The 17918-nt window shown below is 55.4% G+C and carries 17 protein-coding genes; 11 read left to right on the forward strand and 6 right to left on the reverse strand.

Annotated features, from left to right (window positions below):
• Positions 1–94: 94 nt before the first annotated feature.
• The 3 genes from mmuM to EKN38_RS21350 all read right to left on the reverse strand — a co-directional run bounded on the left by mmuM (position 95) and on the right by EKN38_RS21350 (position 3560).
• Positions 95–1027 (reverse strand): homocysteine S-methyltransferase, encoded by a 933-nt coding sequence (gene mmuM / locus EKN38_RS21340; protein ID WP_126522673.1) that lies wholly within the window; start codon positions 1025–1027, stop codon positions 95–97.
• Complete coding sequence (gene mmuP, locus EKN38_RS21345) at positions 1014–2414, reverse strand: S-methylmethionine permease (protein ID WP_013095772.1); 1401 nt, start codon at positions 2412–2414, stop codon at positions 1014–1016. The genes mmuM and mmuP overlap by 14 nt, the downstream gene beginning before the upstream one ends.
• Before the next feature lie 237 nt (positions 2415–2651).
• The gene (locus tag EKN38_RS21350) at positions 2652–3560 is read right to left on the reverse strand and encodes a LysR substrate-binding domain-containing protein (protein ID WP_014830823.1); all 909 of its coding nucleotides are present in this window, start codon (positions 3558–3560) and stop codon (positions 2652–2654) included.
• 127 nt (positions 3561–3687) lie between these two features.
• Between EKN38_RS21350 and EKN38_RS21355 the strand changes: the two genes are divergently transcribed.
• From EKN38_RS21355 to EKN38_RS21370, 4 genes are all read left to right on the forward strand, one after another.
• Positions 3688–4875 (forward strand): MFS transporter, encoded by a 1188-nt coding sequence (locus EKN38_RS21355; protein ID WP_014830822.1) that lies wholly within the window; start codon positions 3688–3690, stop codon positions 4873–4875.
• A gap of 11 nt (positions 4876–4886) precedes the next feature.
• On the forward strand, positions 4887–6068 hold the full coding sequence (locus EKN38_RS21360) for an amidohydrolase (protein ID WP_014830821.1): 1182 nt from the start codon (positions 4887–4889) through the stop codon (positions 6066–6068).
• Positions 6069–6186: 118 nt separating this feature from the next.
• Positions 6187–7296, forward strand: coding sequence for an AI-2E family transporter (locus tag EKN38_RS21365; RefSeq protein WP_014830820.1), 1110 nt, complete (start codon positions 6187–6189; stop codon positions 7294–7296).
• A 120-nt stretch (positions 7297–7416) separates the two neighbouring features.
• Positions 7417–9201: a diguanylate cyclase gene (locus EKN38_RS21370; protein ID WP_014830819.1), complete on the forward strand. Its 1785-nt coding sequence runs from the start codon at positions 7417–7419 to the stop codon at positions 9199–9201.
• Positions 9202–9232: 31 nt separating this feature from the next.
• Here the strand turns inward: EKN38_RS21370 and EKN38_RS21375 are convergent, their stop codons facing one another.
• A complete protein-coding gene (locus EKN38_RS21375) occupies positions 9233–9742 on the reverse strand; it encodes a hypothetical protein (RefSeq protein ID WP_014830818.1) in 510 nt (169 codons plus the stop codon).
• 16 nt (positions 9743–9758) lie between these two features.
• A complete protein-coding gene (locus EKN38_RS21380) occupies positions 9759–10658 on the reverse strand; it encodes a LysR family transcriptional regulator (protein WP_014830817.1) in 900 nt (299 codons plus the stop codon).
• Between the two features lie 108 nt (positions 10659–10766).
• Here EKN38_RS21380 and EKN38_RS21385 point away from each other — a divergent pair, with 108 nt between their 5' ends.
• From EKN38_RS21385 to EKN38_RS21415, 7 genes are all read left to right on the forward strand, one after another.
• Positions 10767–11984, forward strand: coding sequence for an L-dopachrome tautomerase-related protein (locus tag EKN38_RS21385; protein WP_126522694.1), 1218 nt, complete (start codon positions 10767–10769; stop codon positions 11982–11984).
• A 324-nt stretch (positions 11985–12308) separates the two neighbouring features.
• Positions 12309–13382: a catalase family peroxidase gene (locus EKN38_RS21390; protein WP_014830815.1), complete on the forward strand. Its 1074-nt coding sequence runs from the start codon at positions 12309–12311 to the stop codon at positions 13380–13382.
• The gene (locus tag EKN38_RS21395) at positions 13379–13951 is read left to right on the forward strand and encodes a cytochrome b (protein ID WP_014830814.1); all 573 of its coding nucleotides are present in this window, start codon (positions 13379–13381) and stop codon (positions 13949–13951) included. The genes EKN38_RS21390 and EKN38_RS21395 overlap by 4 nt, the downstream gene beginning before the upstream one ends.
• A 196-nt stretch (positions 13952–14147) precedes the next feature.
• Entirely contained in the window at positions 14148–14819 is a 672-nt protein-coding gene (locus EKN38_RS21400) for a hypothetical protein (RefSeq protein WP_014830813.1), read from the forward strand.
• Between the two features lie 408 nt (positions 14820–15227).
• Positions 15228–15485: a YjhX family toxin gene (locus EKN38_RS21405; protein ID WP_014830811.1), complete on the forward strand. Its 258-nt coding sequence runs from the start codon at positions 15228–15230 to the stop codon at positions 15483–15485.
• Positions 15486–15495: 10 nt separating this feature from the next.
• Entirely contained in the window at positions 15496–16242 is a 747-nt protein-coding gene (locus tag EKN38_RS21410) for an SAM-dependent methyltransferase (RefSeq protein WP_014830810.1), read from the forward strand.
• Between the two features lie 234 nt (positions 16243–16476).
• Positions 16477–17283, forward strand: a complete 807-nt coding sequence (locus EKN38_RS21415; RefSeq protein WP_014830809.1) for a DUF4225 domain-containing protein — start codon at positions 16477–16479, stop codon at positions 17281–17283.
• Here the strand turns inward: EKN38_RS21415 and EKN38_RS21420 are convergent.
• Positions 17280–17594, reverse strand: a complete 315-nt coding sequence (locus tag EKN38_RS21420) for a hypothetical protein (protein ID WP_014830808.1) — start codon at positions 17592–17594, stop codon at positions 17280–17282. The two genes, EKN38_RS21415 and EKN38_RS21420, sit on opposite strands and share 4 nt — an antisense overlap.
• Positions 17595–17918 lie beyond the last annotated feature (324 nt).

The following is a 17918-nucleotide window of genomic DNA, read 5'->3' on the forward strand; positions in this document are numbered from 1 at the left end:
TGCTCTCAGTCATTCTGAGAGCAGCGTTATCGCTTATGGTTAAAAAAATACTGGAGAACCCTCTCCTCCATGGGAGAGGGTTAGGGTGAAGGTATTAGCGCTGAGACGTCAGCTCAGCAATATCCTTCGGCGTGGTGCGACAGCATCCACCGATTAATCTGGCACCAGCCTCCAGCCACTGAGGCAAATACCCCGCCAGGGTCTCGCACGCTTCACCGTGATGGTGCCAGGTTTTGGTCACCGCATCATAATGCTCGCCCGAATTCGGATAGACCACCAGCGGCAATGCCGTCAGGCTGTGCAGGTGTTTCAGGGCCGCGGTGGTGTTTTCCAGCGCGATACAGTTGATGCCCAGCGCCACGACCTGTGCATTATCTTTCAGGGCCGCAACAACCTCCCGCAGCGGCGTCCCGTCGCTCAGGTGCTCGCTGTCGCGCAGGGTAAACGAGAACCATGCCCGGGCGCGGGGATACTCAGCCAGAAGTGCTGCCAGCGTTTTGTTCTCCTCAAAGGATGGCAGTGTTTCGCATGCGAGCAGATCCGCCCCCGCATCCAGCAACGCCTCAATGCGCGGACGATGAAACGCGGTGAACTCTTCAGCACGACGCACATAATCACCGCGATACTCAGAGCCATCCGCCAGATAGGCGCCATACGGCCCAACGGACCCCGCCACCAGCAGCGTGCCCGCCTGCGGATTTTCCGCCAGATACGCTTCACGTGCCTTACGCGCCAGCTCCACGCTTTTGCCGATCAACGCACGGGACTGCGCCTCGTCCAGACCGCGCGCCGCAAAGCCCGCAGGCGTGGCCTGATAGCTGGCGGTGATCGCCACCTGCGCACCTGCGCGGTAGTAGTCGAGGTGGACTTCACGGATAAGCTCCGGGTTTTCCATCAATACTTTGGCAGACCAGAGGTTGTCTGCAAGGTTGCACCCGCGCGCTTCCAGTTCAGTTGCCATTGCGCCATCCAGCACCACAAACGGCTGCTTTTCAAGGAGGGCGGTAAGCGGATTATTCTGCGACATGTTCAGGCTCCTGCGATGTCAGGTTTCGGGTCAGGTAGTAGGCACCATAACACAGGGCAACGAACGGCAGGCCACAATAAAGGGCAATGCGCTGGCTCGGATCAAACCACAGGCCGATACATGCCACCACACAGAGGATAAACCCGAGCACCGGCACCAGCGGATACCACGGCGCGCGATAGTGCAGAGCAGACAGCGGCTGTCCGGACTGCAGGTGACGACGACGGAAGACAAAGTGCGACGCGCAGATGCTGATCCACACCGCCACCACCGCAAAACCGGAAATGGCCGACAGCGCCACAAACACCGTGTCCGGCGCAACCACGCTTGAGAAGAGCGCCAGCACGCCACCGAGCATAGAAACAGAGAGCGCCGTCAGCGGCACGCCGTTTTTATTGACGCGGGCAAAGCAGCGCGGCAGCGTTTTCTCGTTAGAAAGCGACCACAGCATGCGCCCTGAGGCGTACAGACCGGAGTTTGCCGCCGAGAGGATCGCGGTCAAAATCACAAAGTTAAAGATATCTGCCGCATACGGGATCCCGACTTTTTCAAACACCAGCACAAACGGGCTCTTTTCCACCCCGGCCTGCTGCATCGGGATCAGCGCCGCCAGCACAAACACGGTGCCGATAAAGAAGATGATCAGTCGGGCAATGGTCGCGCGGATCGCCACCGGAATAACCTTATGCGGGTTTTCCGTTTCGCCCGCCGCAATACCGATAAGCTCGGTGCCGGAGAAGGCAAAGTTTACCGCCACCATGGTCATCAGGATCGGCAGGCCGCCATGCGGAAACCAGCCTTCAGCGGTAATGTTGCTCAGACCCGGCGCAGGCGAACCATCCTGCATCGGGATAAAGCCAAAGATCGCCGCGCCGCCAAGAATAATAAAGGCGATGATAGTGATGACTTTCACCAGCGAGAACCAGAATTCGCCCTCGGCAAAGAAACGCGTGGAGATAACGTTCAGGCCAAAAATCACCACGCAGAAGACCACGCACCATACCCAGACGGGCACCTGTGGGAACCAGTACTGCATACAGAACCCGGCGGCGGTAAAGCTCGATCCAAGCGCCACCGTCCAGGTGAGCCAGTACAGCCACGCCACGGTATAGCCCGTCGCCGGGCCGAGGTAACGAGCGGCATAGACGTGAAATGCGCCGGTTTCCGGCATTGCCACCGACAGTTCGCCCAGACACTGCATCACCAGCCAGACCACCAGTGCGCCAATGAGATAGGCCAGCAGCGTTCCTGCTGCCCCGGTTGTCGAAATGATATAACCGGTATTAAAGAATAACCCTGTGCCAATCACGCCACCCAGCGAGAGCATAATCAGGTGGCGTGTTTTCATGGTGCGCTTTAGCTGCCCATTTTCTTGTTGTGTTTGCATATTACCTTCTATACGTATGGACATCTAAACATCCAAAGAAGGTGTGTTATACCGCGAATAACATAAAAAAGCTAGACGACCAGACGCAACCGGGCGCGTCGCGCACTGAGTCGGGGATGGGTTGTGAGGATCACATACAGAATCGGACGCCAGGCCATAAGCACCTCCGCAAGCAGATACTTACAGCATGGCGCGGACGGCTGTGATTCTGGCTCAGACAAAAGTTGTATCTTTCCCCTACCAGCTAAACCCTCTGCATGCTTCGCGCAGGCGAATCAAAAACTGACGGGCGTTGGTGGTCATCGCCGACTTTTGCGACCACACCGCGCAATACTGCGCCGACGGCAGTTGGGTGATGGGCAACGCCACCAGCTTGTCATCAAGCTGCAGCGGCTGACACATCGCCCGCGCGACCACCGTCAGATAGTCCGCGTTAAGCACCATATTCAGCCCCGTGATGACGGAATCGGTGCGCAGCGGGGTGATATCCACCTGTCGATAAAAATGGCTGAGCTCATTTTGTAGCTGCTGGTAGTAGCCCATGGATGACTCCGGCAGCAGCCATTTGGCCTGACGCAGCGCCATCAGATCGCGGGCTTCTGCCAGTGGGTGCCCCTTGCGCGCGATGATGCAAAACGGCGAGGTAAACAGCGGTTCGATCATCACCCCTTCCGGCGGCGCCATCGGATCCACTGAGCCAATAGCCATATCTATTTCACCGTTTCGTACACCAGGCAGAAGCGAAGAGAGTTGCCCCTCCTTCACCGTCAGCAAGACCTGGGGCAGCGTTTTCTTGAACGCCCCGGCCACATCAGGAAAGACGGTCAGCGCAATAAGCGAAGAGAACCCCACCGTCAGACGCCCGTGAGTAAAATGGTTAATCTGCTCCACTTCATCCGCCGCACGCCGCAACTCTTCAAGCACCCACTCCGCCCGTTGGGAAAACGCCCTTCCCGCCTCGGTAAGCGCAATCCCCTCTTTGCTGCGCAATAAAAGTTGGGTGCCTAAAGTTTGCTCAAGCTCACGCAATGTCCGGCTCAATCCGGGCTGCGAAACGCCCAGTTCCCGGGCGGCCGAACGGATACTGCCGCTGCGCGCCACCTGACGAAAGGCCTGAAGATGGCCGAGTTTTGGCAGATATTTCATCGCTCGCCCTATAACAAAAAAGCATCACCTATAGAAAAATTATATCTTCCCGCCTGTCGGGTAAACCCCTAGATTCAGGGTGCACACAACATTTCTCATCGCACACTGACGTCAGGCGGAAAACAGAATGAAAAGCCAGTCACAGATGATTTTTTTGCTTTTTATCGGCTATGTCGTGGTCTACATCGATAAAACCGTAATGGGTTTTGCCCTGCTGCCAATCGAAAAGGAGTTCGGGCTCACCACCGCGCAGCTGGGCTATATCACCGGGATCTTCTTTCTCGCCTACTCCCTCTTTCAGGTGCCTGCGGGCTGGCTAAACGACAGAGTCGGCTACAAAACCATGCTGATCCTTTCTCTGTGTGCGCTGGGGATCTTCGCCCTCTGCTTTGGCGCGCTGGGTATGACCTTTGGCCTGCTGCTGGTGTTTCGCTTTCTCTCCGGCGTGGGGCATTCCGGCTATCCCTGCTCCTGCGCGAAAGCGGTGGTCAGCAATTTTACGCTGGAAAAACGCACCTTCGCCCAGTCGGTTCTGCTCTCCTCCGCCGGGCTGGCGATGACCGTCGGGCCGATTGTGGCCGTCTCGGCGCTGGCACACCTGGGCTGGCACGCCTCGTTTGTGGCACTGGGGATCGTGGCCTGCGCCATTGCCCTGCTGATCGCCTTGCGCGTGCCGTATCAGAAACCCGCGCCACGCCAGGCCGCGCACGGGCAACGCGAGGCGCTGTGGCGTAACCCTACGGTGCTGCTGCTGTTTTTCTCGGTGTTTTGCATCAATATCCCAAGCTATGGCCTGTTGGCCTGGCTGCCTAAATTCTTTGTCCAGAGCATGGGCATGCCGATTGAGGTGTCCGGTTATATCGTGGCGGCTGGCGGCGCGGGGATCTGGCTTTCATCGTTGTGCACTGGCTGGCTGGTCGGAAAATACTTCCACCACCGCGAGCCACAGGTGATTTTGATCTGCGCACTGGTGAGCGCGGCCGCCATTCTCGGCATCTTCCACACTGCCACGGCGGTGAGTGCCAGCGTCCTGCTGTTCGTGGGGGAGATCTTCCTGATGGCCACCTTTGTGACCGCGTTTACCCTGCCAATGAAACGCCTGCCGGAGAACATCATGGGCTCGGCCATCGGTCTGATAAACACCGGAGGGACGCTGGGGGGCTTCGTTTCACCGGTTGTGATTGGCTATCTCGTTGGAAAAAGCCACAGTTATGAAAGCGCATTTATTTTCCTGTCACTGGCAATGGTGTGCGCGGGCGTGGCGATAGTGCCACTGATAAAAAAACCTGCCCCCTCACTGCCGGTGACTGACTGAAGGAGACTGTCATGAAAAGTAGCACTGAAAACCTTATCCGCGACGTTCACGACGAGGTGATCCGCTGGCGCAGGCATATTCATGCCAACCCGGATCTCTCATTTCAGGAAAAGCCGACCGCAGATTTTATCGCCCGTGAACTGGCGAATCTGCCGGAGCTGACGATTAGCCGCCCGCTGGAGAACAGCGTGGTGGCGGTATTACAGGGTGAAAAACCCGGCCCGATGTGGGCACTGCGTGCAGATATCGACGCCCTGCCGCTGCAGGAAGAGAGCGGTGAAGCATTCAGTTCAACCAAACCCGGCGTGATGCATGCCTGCGGTCACGATGCCCACACCGCCATGCTGATGGGGGCAGCGAAAGTGCTCTGTCATCTGCGCAGCCAGCTCTGCGGCAGCATCAAGTTTATCTTCCAGCCTGCCGAAGAAGTGCCACCGGGCGGTGCGCGCGCACTGGTGGAGAAAGGCGTGGTTGACGACGTCGAGAAGATCTTCGGTCTGCACGTTTTTCCGACCAGTCCTACCGGTAAAATTACCCTGAAAGAGGGCGTCTATGTCGCCTCCAGCGATAATTTTGATATCACGCTCTTCGGCCAGGGCGGACACGGCTCAATGCCGCAGTTCTGCATCGACCCGGTGGTGATCGGCGCTGAAGTCGTCACCGCGCTGCAAAACGTGGTGGCGCGTAATCTCGACCCGATTAACGCCCCGGTACTGACCATCGCGACCTTCCAGGCTGGTGACAGCTATAACGTGATTCCGGACAGCGCCCGCCTGGCCGGAACGGTGCGTACGCATAATCAGCAGGTGCGCGAGCAGGTGCCGCAGCTGATGCAGCGTATTGTTGAGGGCGTCGTCAGTGCCCACGGCGCGCGCTGTGAGATTCGCTGGCAGCAGGGTTACGCCGTTGGCAACAACCATGCCGAGACCAATGCCATCGCCAAAGCGGCGATGGCGGCGCATTTTGGAGAAGGAACGCTGCAGCTTGCCGATCGGGCCCTGTTCGGCAGCGAGGATTTCTCCTCGTATCAGGAGAAGGTTCCGGGGACATTCCTGTTCATCGGCTGCGGCAACGAGGAAAAAGGCGCCGTCTGGAACGTCCACAATCCACACTTTCGCATCGACGAGGCCGCGCTGGCGGTGGGCGTGAAAACGCACGTTGCGCTGGTCAGTTCGTTATTTGAGGAGATTTGATCCCTCCCCTCCTGACATTGCCCGGCGGTGCGTGGCTTGCGCAGGCCGGTGCAATGGTTGGTAAATTCGTCAATCAGTTCTATAGTCGACACTGTTTCTTAGTAACCAGGACTGACTGATGCGCTTTAACGGACTGACCAAAGGTTTCTTTATCTTTATTCTCGCCCTCGTGACGTGGGCGTTTTTCGACGTGCTGTCGCCCTACTTCTCCGCCATTCTGTGGGCCGCCATTCTGACCGTCATCTTTAACCCGGTTAAAAACAAGCTGCGCGCCGCGCTGGGGGATCGTAACGGGCTGGCTTCGCTGCTGACTATCGGGATCATCTGCCTGATCGTCTTTATCCCGTTGATGGTGATCCTCTCCTCGCTCGCCATAGAGCTGAACGTGGTGTACACCAAACTGCAGGAGAACAACACGCAATTCCCGGAGGTGGTGGCGAGCATCTTTAACCATCTGCCAGACTGGGCCAGCGGTTTCCTCGCCGATCACAACCTGACCAACGCCGCGCAGATCCAGAAAAAGCTGTCCGATGTCGCCCTGCAGGGCGGGCAGTATCTGGCGGGCAGCGCGTTTCTGATCGGCAAAGGGACCTTTGGCTTTGCCATTAGCTTCGGCATCATGCTGTATCTGCTGTTCTTCCTGCTGAAAGACGGGCCGTTCCTGGTGCGCCAGATCCTCGACTCCTTGCCGCTGTCCGATTTCGCCAAACAACACCTGTTCGCCAAGTTTGTCGGCGTCTCGCGGGCGACGGTAAAAGGCACGGCGGTTGTCGCGGTGGTTCAGGGTACGCTCGGCGGGATTGCGTTTGCCATTGCCGGTATCGACGGCAGCATCCTCTGGGGTGCGCTGATGGCCTTCCTCTCCCTGGTGCCTGCGGTGGGGTCGGCGATTGTCTGGGTTCCGGCCGCCATTTTCCTCTTCGCGACGCACCAGATCTGGCAGGGGCTGTTCATTGTCGGCTTCTTCGTGATTATCGTCGGGCTGGTGGACAATATCCTGCGCCCGCTGCTGGTGGGGAAAGACACCAAAATGCCGGACTACCTGATCCTGATCTCAACGCTTGGCGGGATGGAGCTGTACGGCATTAACGGCTTTGTCATTGGCCCGCTGATTGCCGCGCTGTTTATCGCCTGCTGGAATCTCTTCTCCGGTCGCGATCACGCGGGTAACGCCGAAGAGCTGGATGCCGCGTTTATTGAAGAGGGAAGAAACCCTCCAGATTTATAAATCACTGACGATAACCTTCCAGACAGGCGGCGCTGTGCCGCCTTTTTTTTCGCCTTAAATCAAACGTTTTCTATAATTTGAAAGAACGCCATCCTTCTTTGGTCGTAAAAGGATCACCAGGTGCGAATCGCGACGATAACAAACTGGGCCTACGGTGCCACGGTCTGCCTGACCCTCGCTTCCGGCATCATCATGCTGATGGCGTCCAATGCCGATACCCTTGAGCGTAAGGCCGTTGAACAGCGGCAGATATTTGATCAGCTTACGGAAGAAATCGAAATCGAGGTCTGGGCACAGTCCGATTTAGCCCGCCTGTACGTGATTAAAAAAGATCCGCAGATTCTCAGGGAATACAATCAGTCAGAGAAAACCCTGAAGAACACCGAACTCCGGCTGGATAAACTGCAGGATGTTGGCGCGTCAGATGATGAACTCTCCTTACTGCATGAAGGGATAAAAATCGTCGATGCGTTACAGGACGAGCAGCAGGCCGCACTCACCAGCATGGCGCGAGGCGAAGACGCGCAGGCCATTGCCCTGCTCTACGGTACGCCCTATGAACAGGAGCTGGAACGCGCCCAGAATCAGATTGAGCACTTCCGCCAGATACTCGACAAGCGGGTGATCGCTTCCGTTCAGGAGGCGACGAAAAAATCGAAAGCGCTGCGTACGGCTTCTGAGATGATGGTCGGTCTTACTGCCCTTCTTTTCCTGTTTGTGCTTGGTTTTATCTTAAAACGCCGCGTGCTGCGCCCGGTGGTACGCCTGAGCGATGTGGTGCACCGTCTCGCGTCGCAGGATTACGCGGTTGAAACACCCAATTTCAACCAGATTGATGAGATTGGCGATATGGCGCAGGCCATCCGGATCTTTCGTGAAAATGGCCTCGCACGACAGCGACTGGAAAAAGAGCGCGACGCCGACTGGGCCATTCGCGAGCTGCTGGCCCGCATGACCCAGCGGCTGCAGGGGTGTGAGAATTTTGCGGACGTGATTAACGTAGCGGAGCTGTTCGCCCCCAATATCGCGCCGGGGATTGCCGGGCGGCTCTATATTCTCGACCGCGATCCGTGGCAGATGCGCTGCGTCGCACAGTGGCTTTCGCCACCGGGTGACGATACACCTTTCCATCCCGATGAATGCTGGGCGGTCAGACGCGGGCAGAGCCATCCGCCCGTGAACGGCGAGCCGGATATCGCCTGCTACCATCTACCGGCGTCGCACACGCATACGTCGCTGTGCGTCCCTATGATTGCTCAGGGCGAAGCCATTGGCTTGCTCTCCTTCCAGAATATCACCGCGGAAAATGCCCCTTCCCGCGCCTATCTGGAGCTGATGGCTGAAGCGCTCGGCCTGGCGCTGGCCAACCAACGTCTGCGCGATGCCCTGCTGGAAAAAGCCCTCTTCGATCCGCTCACCGGCTTGCGTAACCGCCATCATCTGGAGGACACCCTGCGCACCCAAATGGCGCAGGCGGTACGCAATGAAGAGCCGGTAAGCTGCCTGATGATCGACATCGACCACTTCAAAAGCATCAATGACCGCTTTGGTCATGAAGCGGGCGATCAGGTCATCAAAAGCGTGGCCTCCATTGTGCAACGCGCCGTACACGACAGCGGGCTGGCGTTCCGCTATGGTGGCGAAGAGTTTCTGGTGCTGCTTTCCGGCGTCGATGAAGAGGCGGCGCAGGCGTGCGCCAAAGAGATTTATAACGGCGTGCATGAACTGTCGCTGCGCTATGGGCTTTCAGAGATTGGCCCGGTGGATGTGTCGATTGGCGTCGCCAGCTATCCGCAGCACGCTCAGAGCGATAACCTGCTGCGCGCTGCCGACGTGGCCTTATACCGGGCGAAAGAGCTGGGCCGTTCGCGTATTGTGAGCTTTGGGATGCTGGAGGCGGGCTGACGCTGATTCACGCGCCCTGACCTTCCCCGGCTCAGGCGCGCGTGATCGCCCAAAGCACCACAATCCCCAGCGCATTGCTCCGCTTTTCCACGTACAGAGTGGAGTTGGAATAAACATTACCCTTCGGGTTACAGATGCGGATCTCTTTTTTTAATTCCGGCTCGTAGACTTCCGCCCCCGAGCAGGTGTGACGGGTACTGGATTCATACCGGTAAGGTTTGCTCCATGAGGAATAGTCCCCCTCCAGTAGCCAGGCCGTTGTAAAAATAACGAACATGGCAACCGGCAGGCTGCAAATGAAGAAGCCGAGGTAGATTTTTACCGCGCCTGCAAGGCGCTTACCTTTCAGTCGTCCCTTTCTGATAAAAACAACCATCGGCACCAGTGCCAGCAGCAACGCCCCACAGGCCAGATACTGCTCCCCGCGGATCGTAAGGTATGTCACGCGATAAACGTTAACTGACCAGAGCACAAAACCAGATAGCAGGGCTATACCGCCCGCGATGAGTGAGAGCCAAAAGGTATAAGTCTCTTTTTTCATGGTGGGCATGTCCCTGTCATTTTTGGGTGGTCAGAAGATCAATCATCGCCCGGGTGGCCGCCGACTGGCGTCGGTGTGGCGCAAAGAGCACGGAGAACGGCCGCGACCGTCCACGCAGGTGTGGCAGCACCTCGACTAACTGACCGCGCTGTATCCTGTCGCGGACGATAAATTCATAGCTCTGGCAGATCCCCATCCCCTGCTCCGCCAGCGAAACCACGCCGAGTACATCGTCTGAGATTTCGATAGTTGAACCCGGCAGCCAGTCAATATCACGTTCCTCATCACGAAACACCCAGGGGGCGATGCGTCCGGTACGCGGCATGATAAAGGGCAGACAGGTGTGGCGATGCAACTCCTCCAGCGTCTGCGGGCTCCCCATGCGGTGCAGGTAATCAGGCGATGCGACCAGCAGCAGCGCCGCGTCCTCCAGCTTGCGCGCGACTAACCCACTGTCGGGCAACTGGCCCAGGCGAATCGCCAGATCGAATCCCTCCGCAATCAGATCCACGTTGCGATTGGTGATGTTCAGCTCCACCTTTACGCGTGGATAGTGTTGGGCAAAGCGCGCCAGCAGCGGCGGCAGACGGTAGTGCCCATAGGTGGTTGGAACGCTCATTCGCACGCGACCGGTCAGCTCGTCTTCCAGGCCCCGCCCCTCGCGTTCGGCGTCATCAAGCAGTGCAAACGCAGACCTCGCCTGCTCCAGATAAACGCGTCCGGCCTCCGTCAGCCCCACGCGGCGGGTCGTTCGCTGTAATAACTGCCGTCCAAGACGCGCTTCCAGGCGGGAAACCGCGCGACTCAGGACAGAGGGTGTGGTGGAAAGGACAACCGCTGCGGCAGTAAAAGAGCCGTGTTCAACAACAGTAATGAAGACTTCAACGTCTCCGAGATAATCGAATTTGCGGCTCATTTTGCTCTTTCAGGAACAAATGTTTTTCAATCTGGCTAATTTATCCCCTCCGGAGTGATGAGTAAAGTGACCGGCATTCATCACCAGAACCTGTCACTGGAGACTGTCATGTCCAACCGTACCCGCAGTTTTTCCGCCATTGCGATGGCGGCGTTGTTCGCTTTCCCGGTCTTCGCCAGCGCGGCGAATTCCCTGCCCCTTGAGCGCTGGCGCAGCTATGCTGGCGTAAGCTGGGATGCCCCTCAGAACGGGCAAATGCCGGCGGCCTTTTCAGGCTCGGTTTACGCGCCCATTGCCGGTATCCATTTTGATGCAAAGGGCTGGGCCTTTGTCAGTACGCCCCGGCTGGTTTCTGCCGCCGCACCCGCCACGCTGAGCATTCTGGATACGACGGTCCCGTCCGGCCCTGCCCGCCTGACGGCGTTTCCGTCCCGCGAGGCGAACGCGGTAAACACCGATCCCGCGCAGAGCCTGCGTAACGTGCTTGGCTTTTATATTGATCGTCAAAACGGCTGGCTATGGGCGCTGGACATGGGGTTTGTCGCGGGCGAAGCGGAGTCGCCCGCGGGCTCGCAGAAACTGGTCGTGCTGGATCTCAACACGGGCCGCACCCTTAAACGTATCGCCCTTGATGGCGTGGCGGACCGCAAAGCCAGCTTCCTGAACGATGTGGTTGTCGATGAGAAACGCCGTGTCGCCTATATCTCCGACAGCGGATCGCGGAGCGCACCGGAAAACCGCGTGGGCCTTATCGTCGTTGATTTCGCCACCGGCACGGCACGACGGGTGCTCGACCGTCACCCTGCGCTACAGATTGAGCCGGGCGTGAAGGTGGTTTCACACGGTGCGGAGGTCTGGCCGGGCAAACCCTTACTGATTGGCATCAACGGCATCGCACTCTCTCCGGATGCGGGCACGCTGTACTGGACAGTTACAACCGGAACCCATGCCTGGGCAGTGCCTACGACATTGCTGAGGCAGCCGGAGTCAACCGATGCGCAGATTGCCACCGGTATCCAGGATCTTGGCGTGGTGGGCGGTAACACCGACGGTCTCGTGACCGATGCAAAGGGCAACCTCTATATCACCGATGTCACCCGCAACGGCATTGTCCGCTTTGATCCGAAGAACCGTTCCATGTCACTCATCGCCGCCAGCGAGGACGTCCATTGGCCGGATACCCCGGCAATCCGCCCGGACGGGGATCTGATCTTTACCTCGAGTCGCCTTAACGACCATTTCGCGGGAGCCGTTAAATCAGGAGAGGAACGCTATGATTTATGGCGTTTGCCTCTCGGTGCTTCGCAGAATAAAAACGAACAATAAAATGCCCGTGCAGGGCAAATATTGAGTGACTGCGACGCCACCCATCGGGTGGCGTTCGTTTTGCGTTTACGGTCAGCCTGGCAAAAAAGATAAACTTTTCGTGATATTCTTTTGTTAACGCACACGCCTTATATAATCAAATTAACCTGGTCTGACGCACGCGTTAAATCTATTACCCGCCATGACGGGTATTAATACTGGGTTAGTCCTGCCGCGATGAGATAAAAATAATCGTCTCATCTTTCATCCTTAATTTAATTACTGTTGCGCACACTCGTAATATGCGCGTGGCGTGCATTACTGTTTTGCAATGGAAAAACGTCTATGTCGAAACTGGATTTGAGATCCAAAAAAACCTGGGGAGCGCTGGCGTCTATCGCCGTTGTCGCGGGCACACTGGCAGGAGCATTTGCGTGGACAGCAGGATGGTTTGGATCACGTACTGTCAGTCAGGCACTGGTCGGTGAAACACCAACGCCATTTCCACCAGGCTTTCGCCGCGCACATGGTAAAGGGATCTGTTTTGCCGGAACGTTCGTTCCGAATGGTTCCGCAGTTTCGCTGTCATCCTCTCGCCTCTTCTCGCAGCAGAAAGTTCCCGTGGTGGGACGATTCTCCATTGGTACTGGCGATCCCCATGCTCCGGATAGCACGACGAAAACGCTGAGCATGGCACTGCTGCTGAAGACGGACGACAAACAGCAATGGCGGATGGCGATGAACAACGAGCCTTACTTCGCCACCCACAATCCGGAAGGATTCCTGGCCTTGCGCAAAGCAACCGCTGTTGACGCGGCCACCGGCAAGCCGGATCCGCAACGTATCGCAGACTTTTTGCAAGCGTACCCGGAAGCGGAAAAATACCTTAAATGGGCGGCACAAAAACCCGCTCCCGGCAGCTTCTCCGGTGCGACGTTTTACAGCATCAACGCCTTCTATCTGGTGAACGCGCAGGGGGATCGACAACCGGTTCGCTGGATGATGCGCCCGCACGATCCTTTCATGTCGCTGAGCGATGAACAACGGCAGAAAGCCGATGACAACTTCCTGTTTGAAAACCTGCAACAGAGGCTGGCTCAGAAACCCCTTTACTGGGACTACGTTCTACAGCTCGCACAACCGGGCGATCCGGTGGATGACCCTTCGCAGCCCTGGCCGAACGATCGCAAGCAGCTCGTGGCCGGCACGCTGGAAGTGACTCGCGTCGAAGCGCAATCCCAGGGTGCGTGCCGCGACGTTAACTTTGACCCCTCGATCGTTCCTGCGGGTGTGGCGGTATCGAACGATCCCATCTTAAACGCGCGTTCCGCTGCCTATTCGCACTCGTTCAGTCGCCGTGAGCGGGAAATCGGCTACGGCAAAGCAACCGAAGCCGTGCAAAAGCAGGAGGTTAAATGAACACGAATAAAGGTATGCGAGAGCACGCGCCACAGCATTTCAACACCCTGGCACGAAGCCTGCACTGGCTGATGGCGGCGATGATCCTGGCCATGCTGTTCATCGGCGCCGCCATGATGACGTCATTACATCATCGGATTTGGTTAATTGACCTGCACCGGCCCCTGGGTATCGCCATTTTACTGCTGGCGGTGATTCGTCTGGCCAACCGTGTGTTTAGCCGGACGCCCCCTCTCCCGGCCGATTTGCCCGTATGGCAGGTCTTTGCAGCCAAAGCCTCGCACTGGGCGCTGTACGCGTTAATGCTGACCATGCCGCTACTGGGCTGGGCACAGCTGTCGGCAGCGGGAGTACCCATCGTGATGTTTGATGGATTCAACCTGCCGCCTGTCGTTCCAGCCAGTCCGGCTGTTTATGCGTGGTGCCATGACGCCCATCGTCTTCTGGCCAGGGTACTTTTTGCGGTGGTGCTGGTCCATCTTTCTGCTGCACTCGTTCATGCATGGATCTACCGGGACGCTGTTTTTGCCAGCATGGCGAAAGGCGGTAAGCCGTCTCAGGAACCCTGAAGAGGACAACATTATTGATGCGGGTCAAAGGAAGATGGCTGGCTGACTAAAGAACAGGGCTATGTGGTCGATATTTATCAGGATACTTGTCAGCCTGTTTCGCAGGCTGACAACAACTCCGGGCGATATTAACGGCCCTTTTCTGCTCAGAGTCATCCACGCGGCCACCTGAGTAAAATTATCTCATGGAGAGAAAATGAAAGTTCGTCTTATGGCAATTGTATCTGCATCCTTAATTCTTGCGGGCTGTGCTGGCTCGGTGAAACCCGACACCGTGAAAGCGGCTAATGGCAGCGCAATTGATATTTACAGCGTTTCTGCACTACCGGAACTGAATGACAACCGTATTGCCGATAACACACTACGTGAAGTGACCCCGACGCATGCCGCAACAGGTATGGGGCTTGCCGTTCTCGGCGCGTTAACCGGTAACATTAACTCCGGTGACTTTGATAAAGAGAACTATAAAGGGACAGCGATCGAAACCCTGCAAAACCCGACGAACAGCTGGTTTGTTCCTAAAGCGAAACAAAATATCAGCAAGTGGCTGAACGAAAAAGGCAATGGCCACGTTTACAAGCAGCCACTCTATATTGGTAAAGCAACCTGGGCGTTGATCTATAAAGATGCCACCGCGACCACGCCTCTCTATCAGCTGAAATATAAAGTCCTGTTCTATAAGCGCCCGGAAAGTGGAAATATGTTCTCTGCATTTACGGTAGCGGAATGCGCTCCTACGCCAGTTGAAGCGCCACTGAGCGAGTGGAGTGCAAATAATTACCAAAAAGTGACCACTCAAACCGAAAGCTACATGAAGAGCTGCCTGCTGGAACTGGATAACCAGCTGCCGCGTTTGCTGAAGCTGTAATGTGATGTGCTGTACGGCCCGCTTCGTGCGGGCTTGTATCGTAGTACGCTCATCCTGAAATACCATGGGGTTTCAGTATGAAAAAGCTAGATAGCCGGACCACAGGCCATTGAACAGACATACCTTTTCACTACCAGCCTGCCGGAAATACAACATGCAGGTGCCGCGCCTCCCCTTCGTGATCACATTTTTCACCCCTGGCTATTCACTTACTAAAAAGCGGTGTTATCATTCACCTCGTAAATACCTTTCAACTCTACCGAGGCTTTGATGCTGGAGAATGTAATCATCTGATAATCAGCTCCCCGACCTTCCAGGCCGGACTGATTATCAATGCGCCGAAATCGAATGCGGACACCGCTGTGTGTTTGCACGTTTTGCACATGATGATTAAACAGGTTTTCCAGTATGAATTTATCCCGTCAGGAACAACGTACCTTACACGTTCTCGCTAAAGGTGGGCGTATTGCGCACGTCCGCGATGCATCTGGCCGCGTCACTTCTGTTGAATGCTACAGCCGCGAAGGGCTTCTGCTCACCGACTGCACACTCGCCGTCTTTAAAAAACTCAAAACCAAAAAGCTGATCAAATCCGTCAACGGTCAGCCCTACCGCATCAATACCACCGGGCTGAACAACGTTCGCGCCCAGCCTGATAATCGATAAGGAGAGGATTATGGATATCCCACGTATTTTTACTATCAGCGAAAGTGAACACCGCATTCACAACCCCTTCACGCCAGAAAAGTACGCCACACTGGGCCGCGTGTTACGCATGAAGCAAGGCGCGCGCATTCTCGATCTCGGCAGCGGCTCAGGAGAGATGCTGTGCACCTGGGCACGTGACTACGGCATTACCGGAACCGGCATCGACATGAGCCCGCTCTTCACCGCGCAGGCAAAGCTGCGCGCAGAAGAGCTTGGCGTCAGTGAACGCGTTCATTTTATTCATAACGACGCGGCGGGCTACGTCGCGGATGAAAAATGCGACGTGGCGGCCTGTGTTGGGGCCACCTGGATTGCGGGCGGCGTCGCCGGGACGCTCGAACTGCTGGCAAAGAGCCTTAAGCCAGGCGGACTGGTGCTTATCGGCGAACCGTACTGGCGTCAGGTGCCTGCAACGGAAGAGATTGCCCAGGCCTGTGGCGTTTCATCGGTGGCCGATTTCCTCACCCTGCCCGACCTTGTCGCCTCTTTCGATGAACAGGGCTATGACCTGGTCGAAATGGTACTGGCAGACCAGGAGGGCTGGGACCGGTATGAAGCGGCTAAATGGCTGACCCTGCGCCGCTGGCTGGAGGAGAACCCTGACGATGACTTTGCGCATGAGGTTCGGGCAGAGCTGACGAATGCGCCTAAACGCCATGTGACGTATACGCGGGAATACTTTGGCTGGGGCGTGTTTGCCTTAATCGCACGATAAAAAGGAGCAGGCGATATAACCCAAAGGTTATATCGCCTTTTTGCAGGGTGCGCACAATATTATGCCTGTCGTACTTAATTATCGTTAATCGTTCCCTTTATTCGTCATCGTAATTACAGGTGGTTATTCTTTTACTGGCATGAGATGAATACCAGGGGATCGTCTATTGAGAAAAAACGATGAGGCGAATATATTGCCCGTAAAACAGCCAGGCACATTAATAAAGGAAGCATGATGGATATTGCGCTGCTTAACAGGGGATGGAACAGAACCTGGTCAGATACGATGGTGAATCTGGAAGCCCGAAAGGTGATCGAAACTGCAAATCGACTGTCAGCTTATTATTTACAAGATGGTCTAACACGTATCAAGTTTGTTGAGGAAATAAAACAGGTCGTAGAAAAAGAGTTCGCGACAGCACGGCGGGCGAAAACCGATGAAGAATGCATTGAATGCCTCAAAAATCTGCGTGCCGAAAAAGAGAATCTTCTTGAGCAAGAGCGCTTGTTAAGGACCAGATCCGCTCAGCTTTATGCGAAGGTCGAGTTTGTCAGGGAAAACAATAAAATTGTTGGGTATGTGATTTCGGCTGTTCACATCGTGATAACTGGAGCAGCATTGTTTGGTGGGATGGTGATGATGTCCACTATGACACCCGTCGGTGTACTTGCAGGAGCAGTTTTATTTGTTGATGGTATTAACGGTATAACAAAAGAAGCACACCATCTTCGCTATGGTGAACAATCTCAATCAGAAGGTATTTTTGCTGATGGTGCAATGGAAACCGCACAATTTCTGGGATTTAGCCCAAAGAATGGGTTAGCTTTTTATAATACAGTCACTCTCGGAGCGGGTGTCTACAGTATCTTCGGGCTAGCAAGAAAGCCGGGGGCCTGGCGATTATTTCGTTGGTTGCCACGCGATTACTACCGAAAAGTTGACACAATGAGCAAGCCTAAGCTAACGATGAAAATCGCTGGGTATAGTGTCAAAGCGAAAGTGATTTTTGATCTTCTGACGACGGAGAATGGTACTGATTAATTTTTATTCACCCTACAGAATCGCCATGATTTATAGGCAAGCAAAGGCGGTTGGATAAAAATTGCAACCGCGATACCACAAGAAAGGCCAATACCACCAGAGAAGACACTTTCCTCAGATGCGAATACCATCAAAAAAATGAATACAGCAAGACAGCCAGATACAACCCACATAGTGAGAACAAAACGCCTGGCCAGATCTCTGATGGCATTCCCTAACGTTCCACCGTAGCTTTCAACGTTGTTCTTTATCTTCTGCAGGTCCGAAGGCGTAAACCCAGAATTCAACAAAGCCTCATCAGTCACTTTCATATCGTATCGTCCCTTATTTTCCAGAAAGTTGTTTCTTATTCACTGATTGTGCAAGCAATCATACTGATGAACTTTACAGCAATCCAGTCGAAAATTTTGGCAAACTCTATCTCCTTATTGCTATCCGGGTTGAGTCATGCTGTTACGAAGCTGCAGGATCACATTCAGAATGGGCTATCTAAAGAGCAAAAATACAGTAATGCAAAATCAGAAGTAATAGCTGCCGAACAATCAATAGAGATAGCTAAATTCATGTGATTTATGGTTGAGACTGGACTCGCAGTCTGTATAGCTTTTTCTTTAAGCGCAAGCATTTAAACCATT

Source organism: Enterobacter sp. WCHEn045836, assembly GCF_003965585.1.
GTDB classification, from domain to species: domain Bacteria; phylum Pseudomonadota; class Gammaproteobacteria; order Enterobacterales; family Enterobacteriaceae; genus Enterobacter; species Enterobacter dissolvens.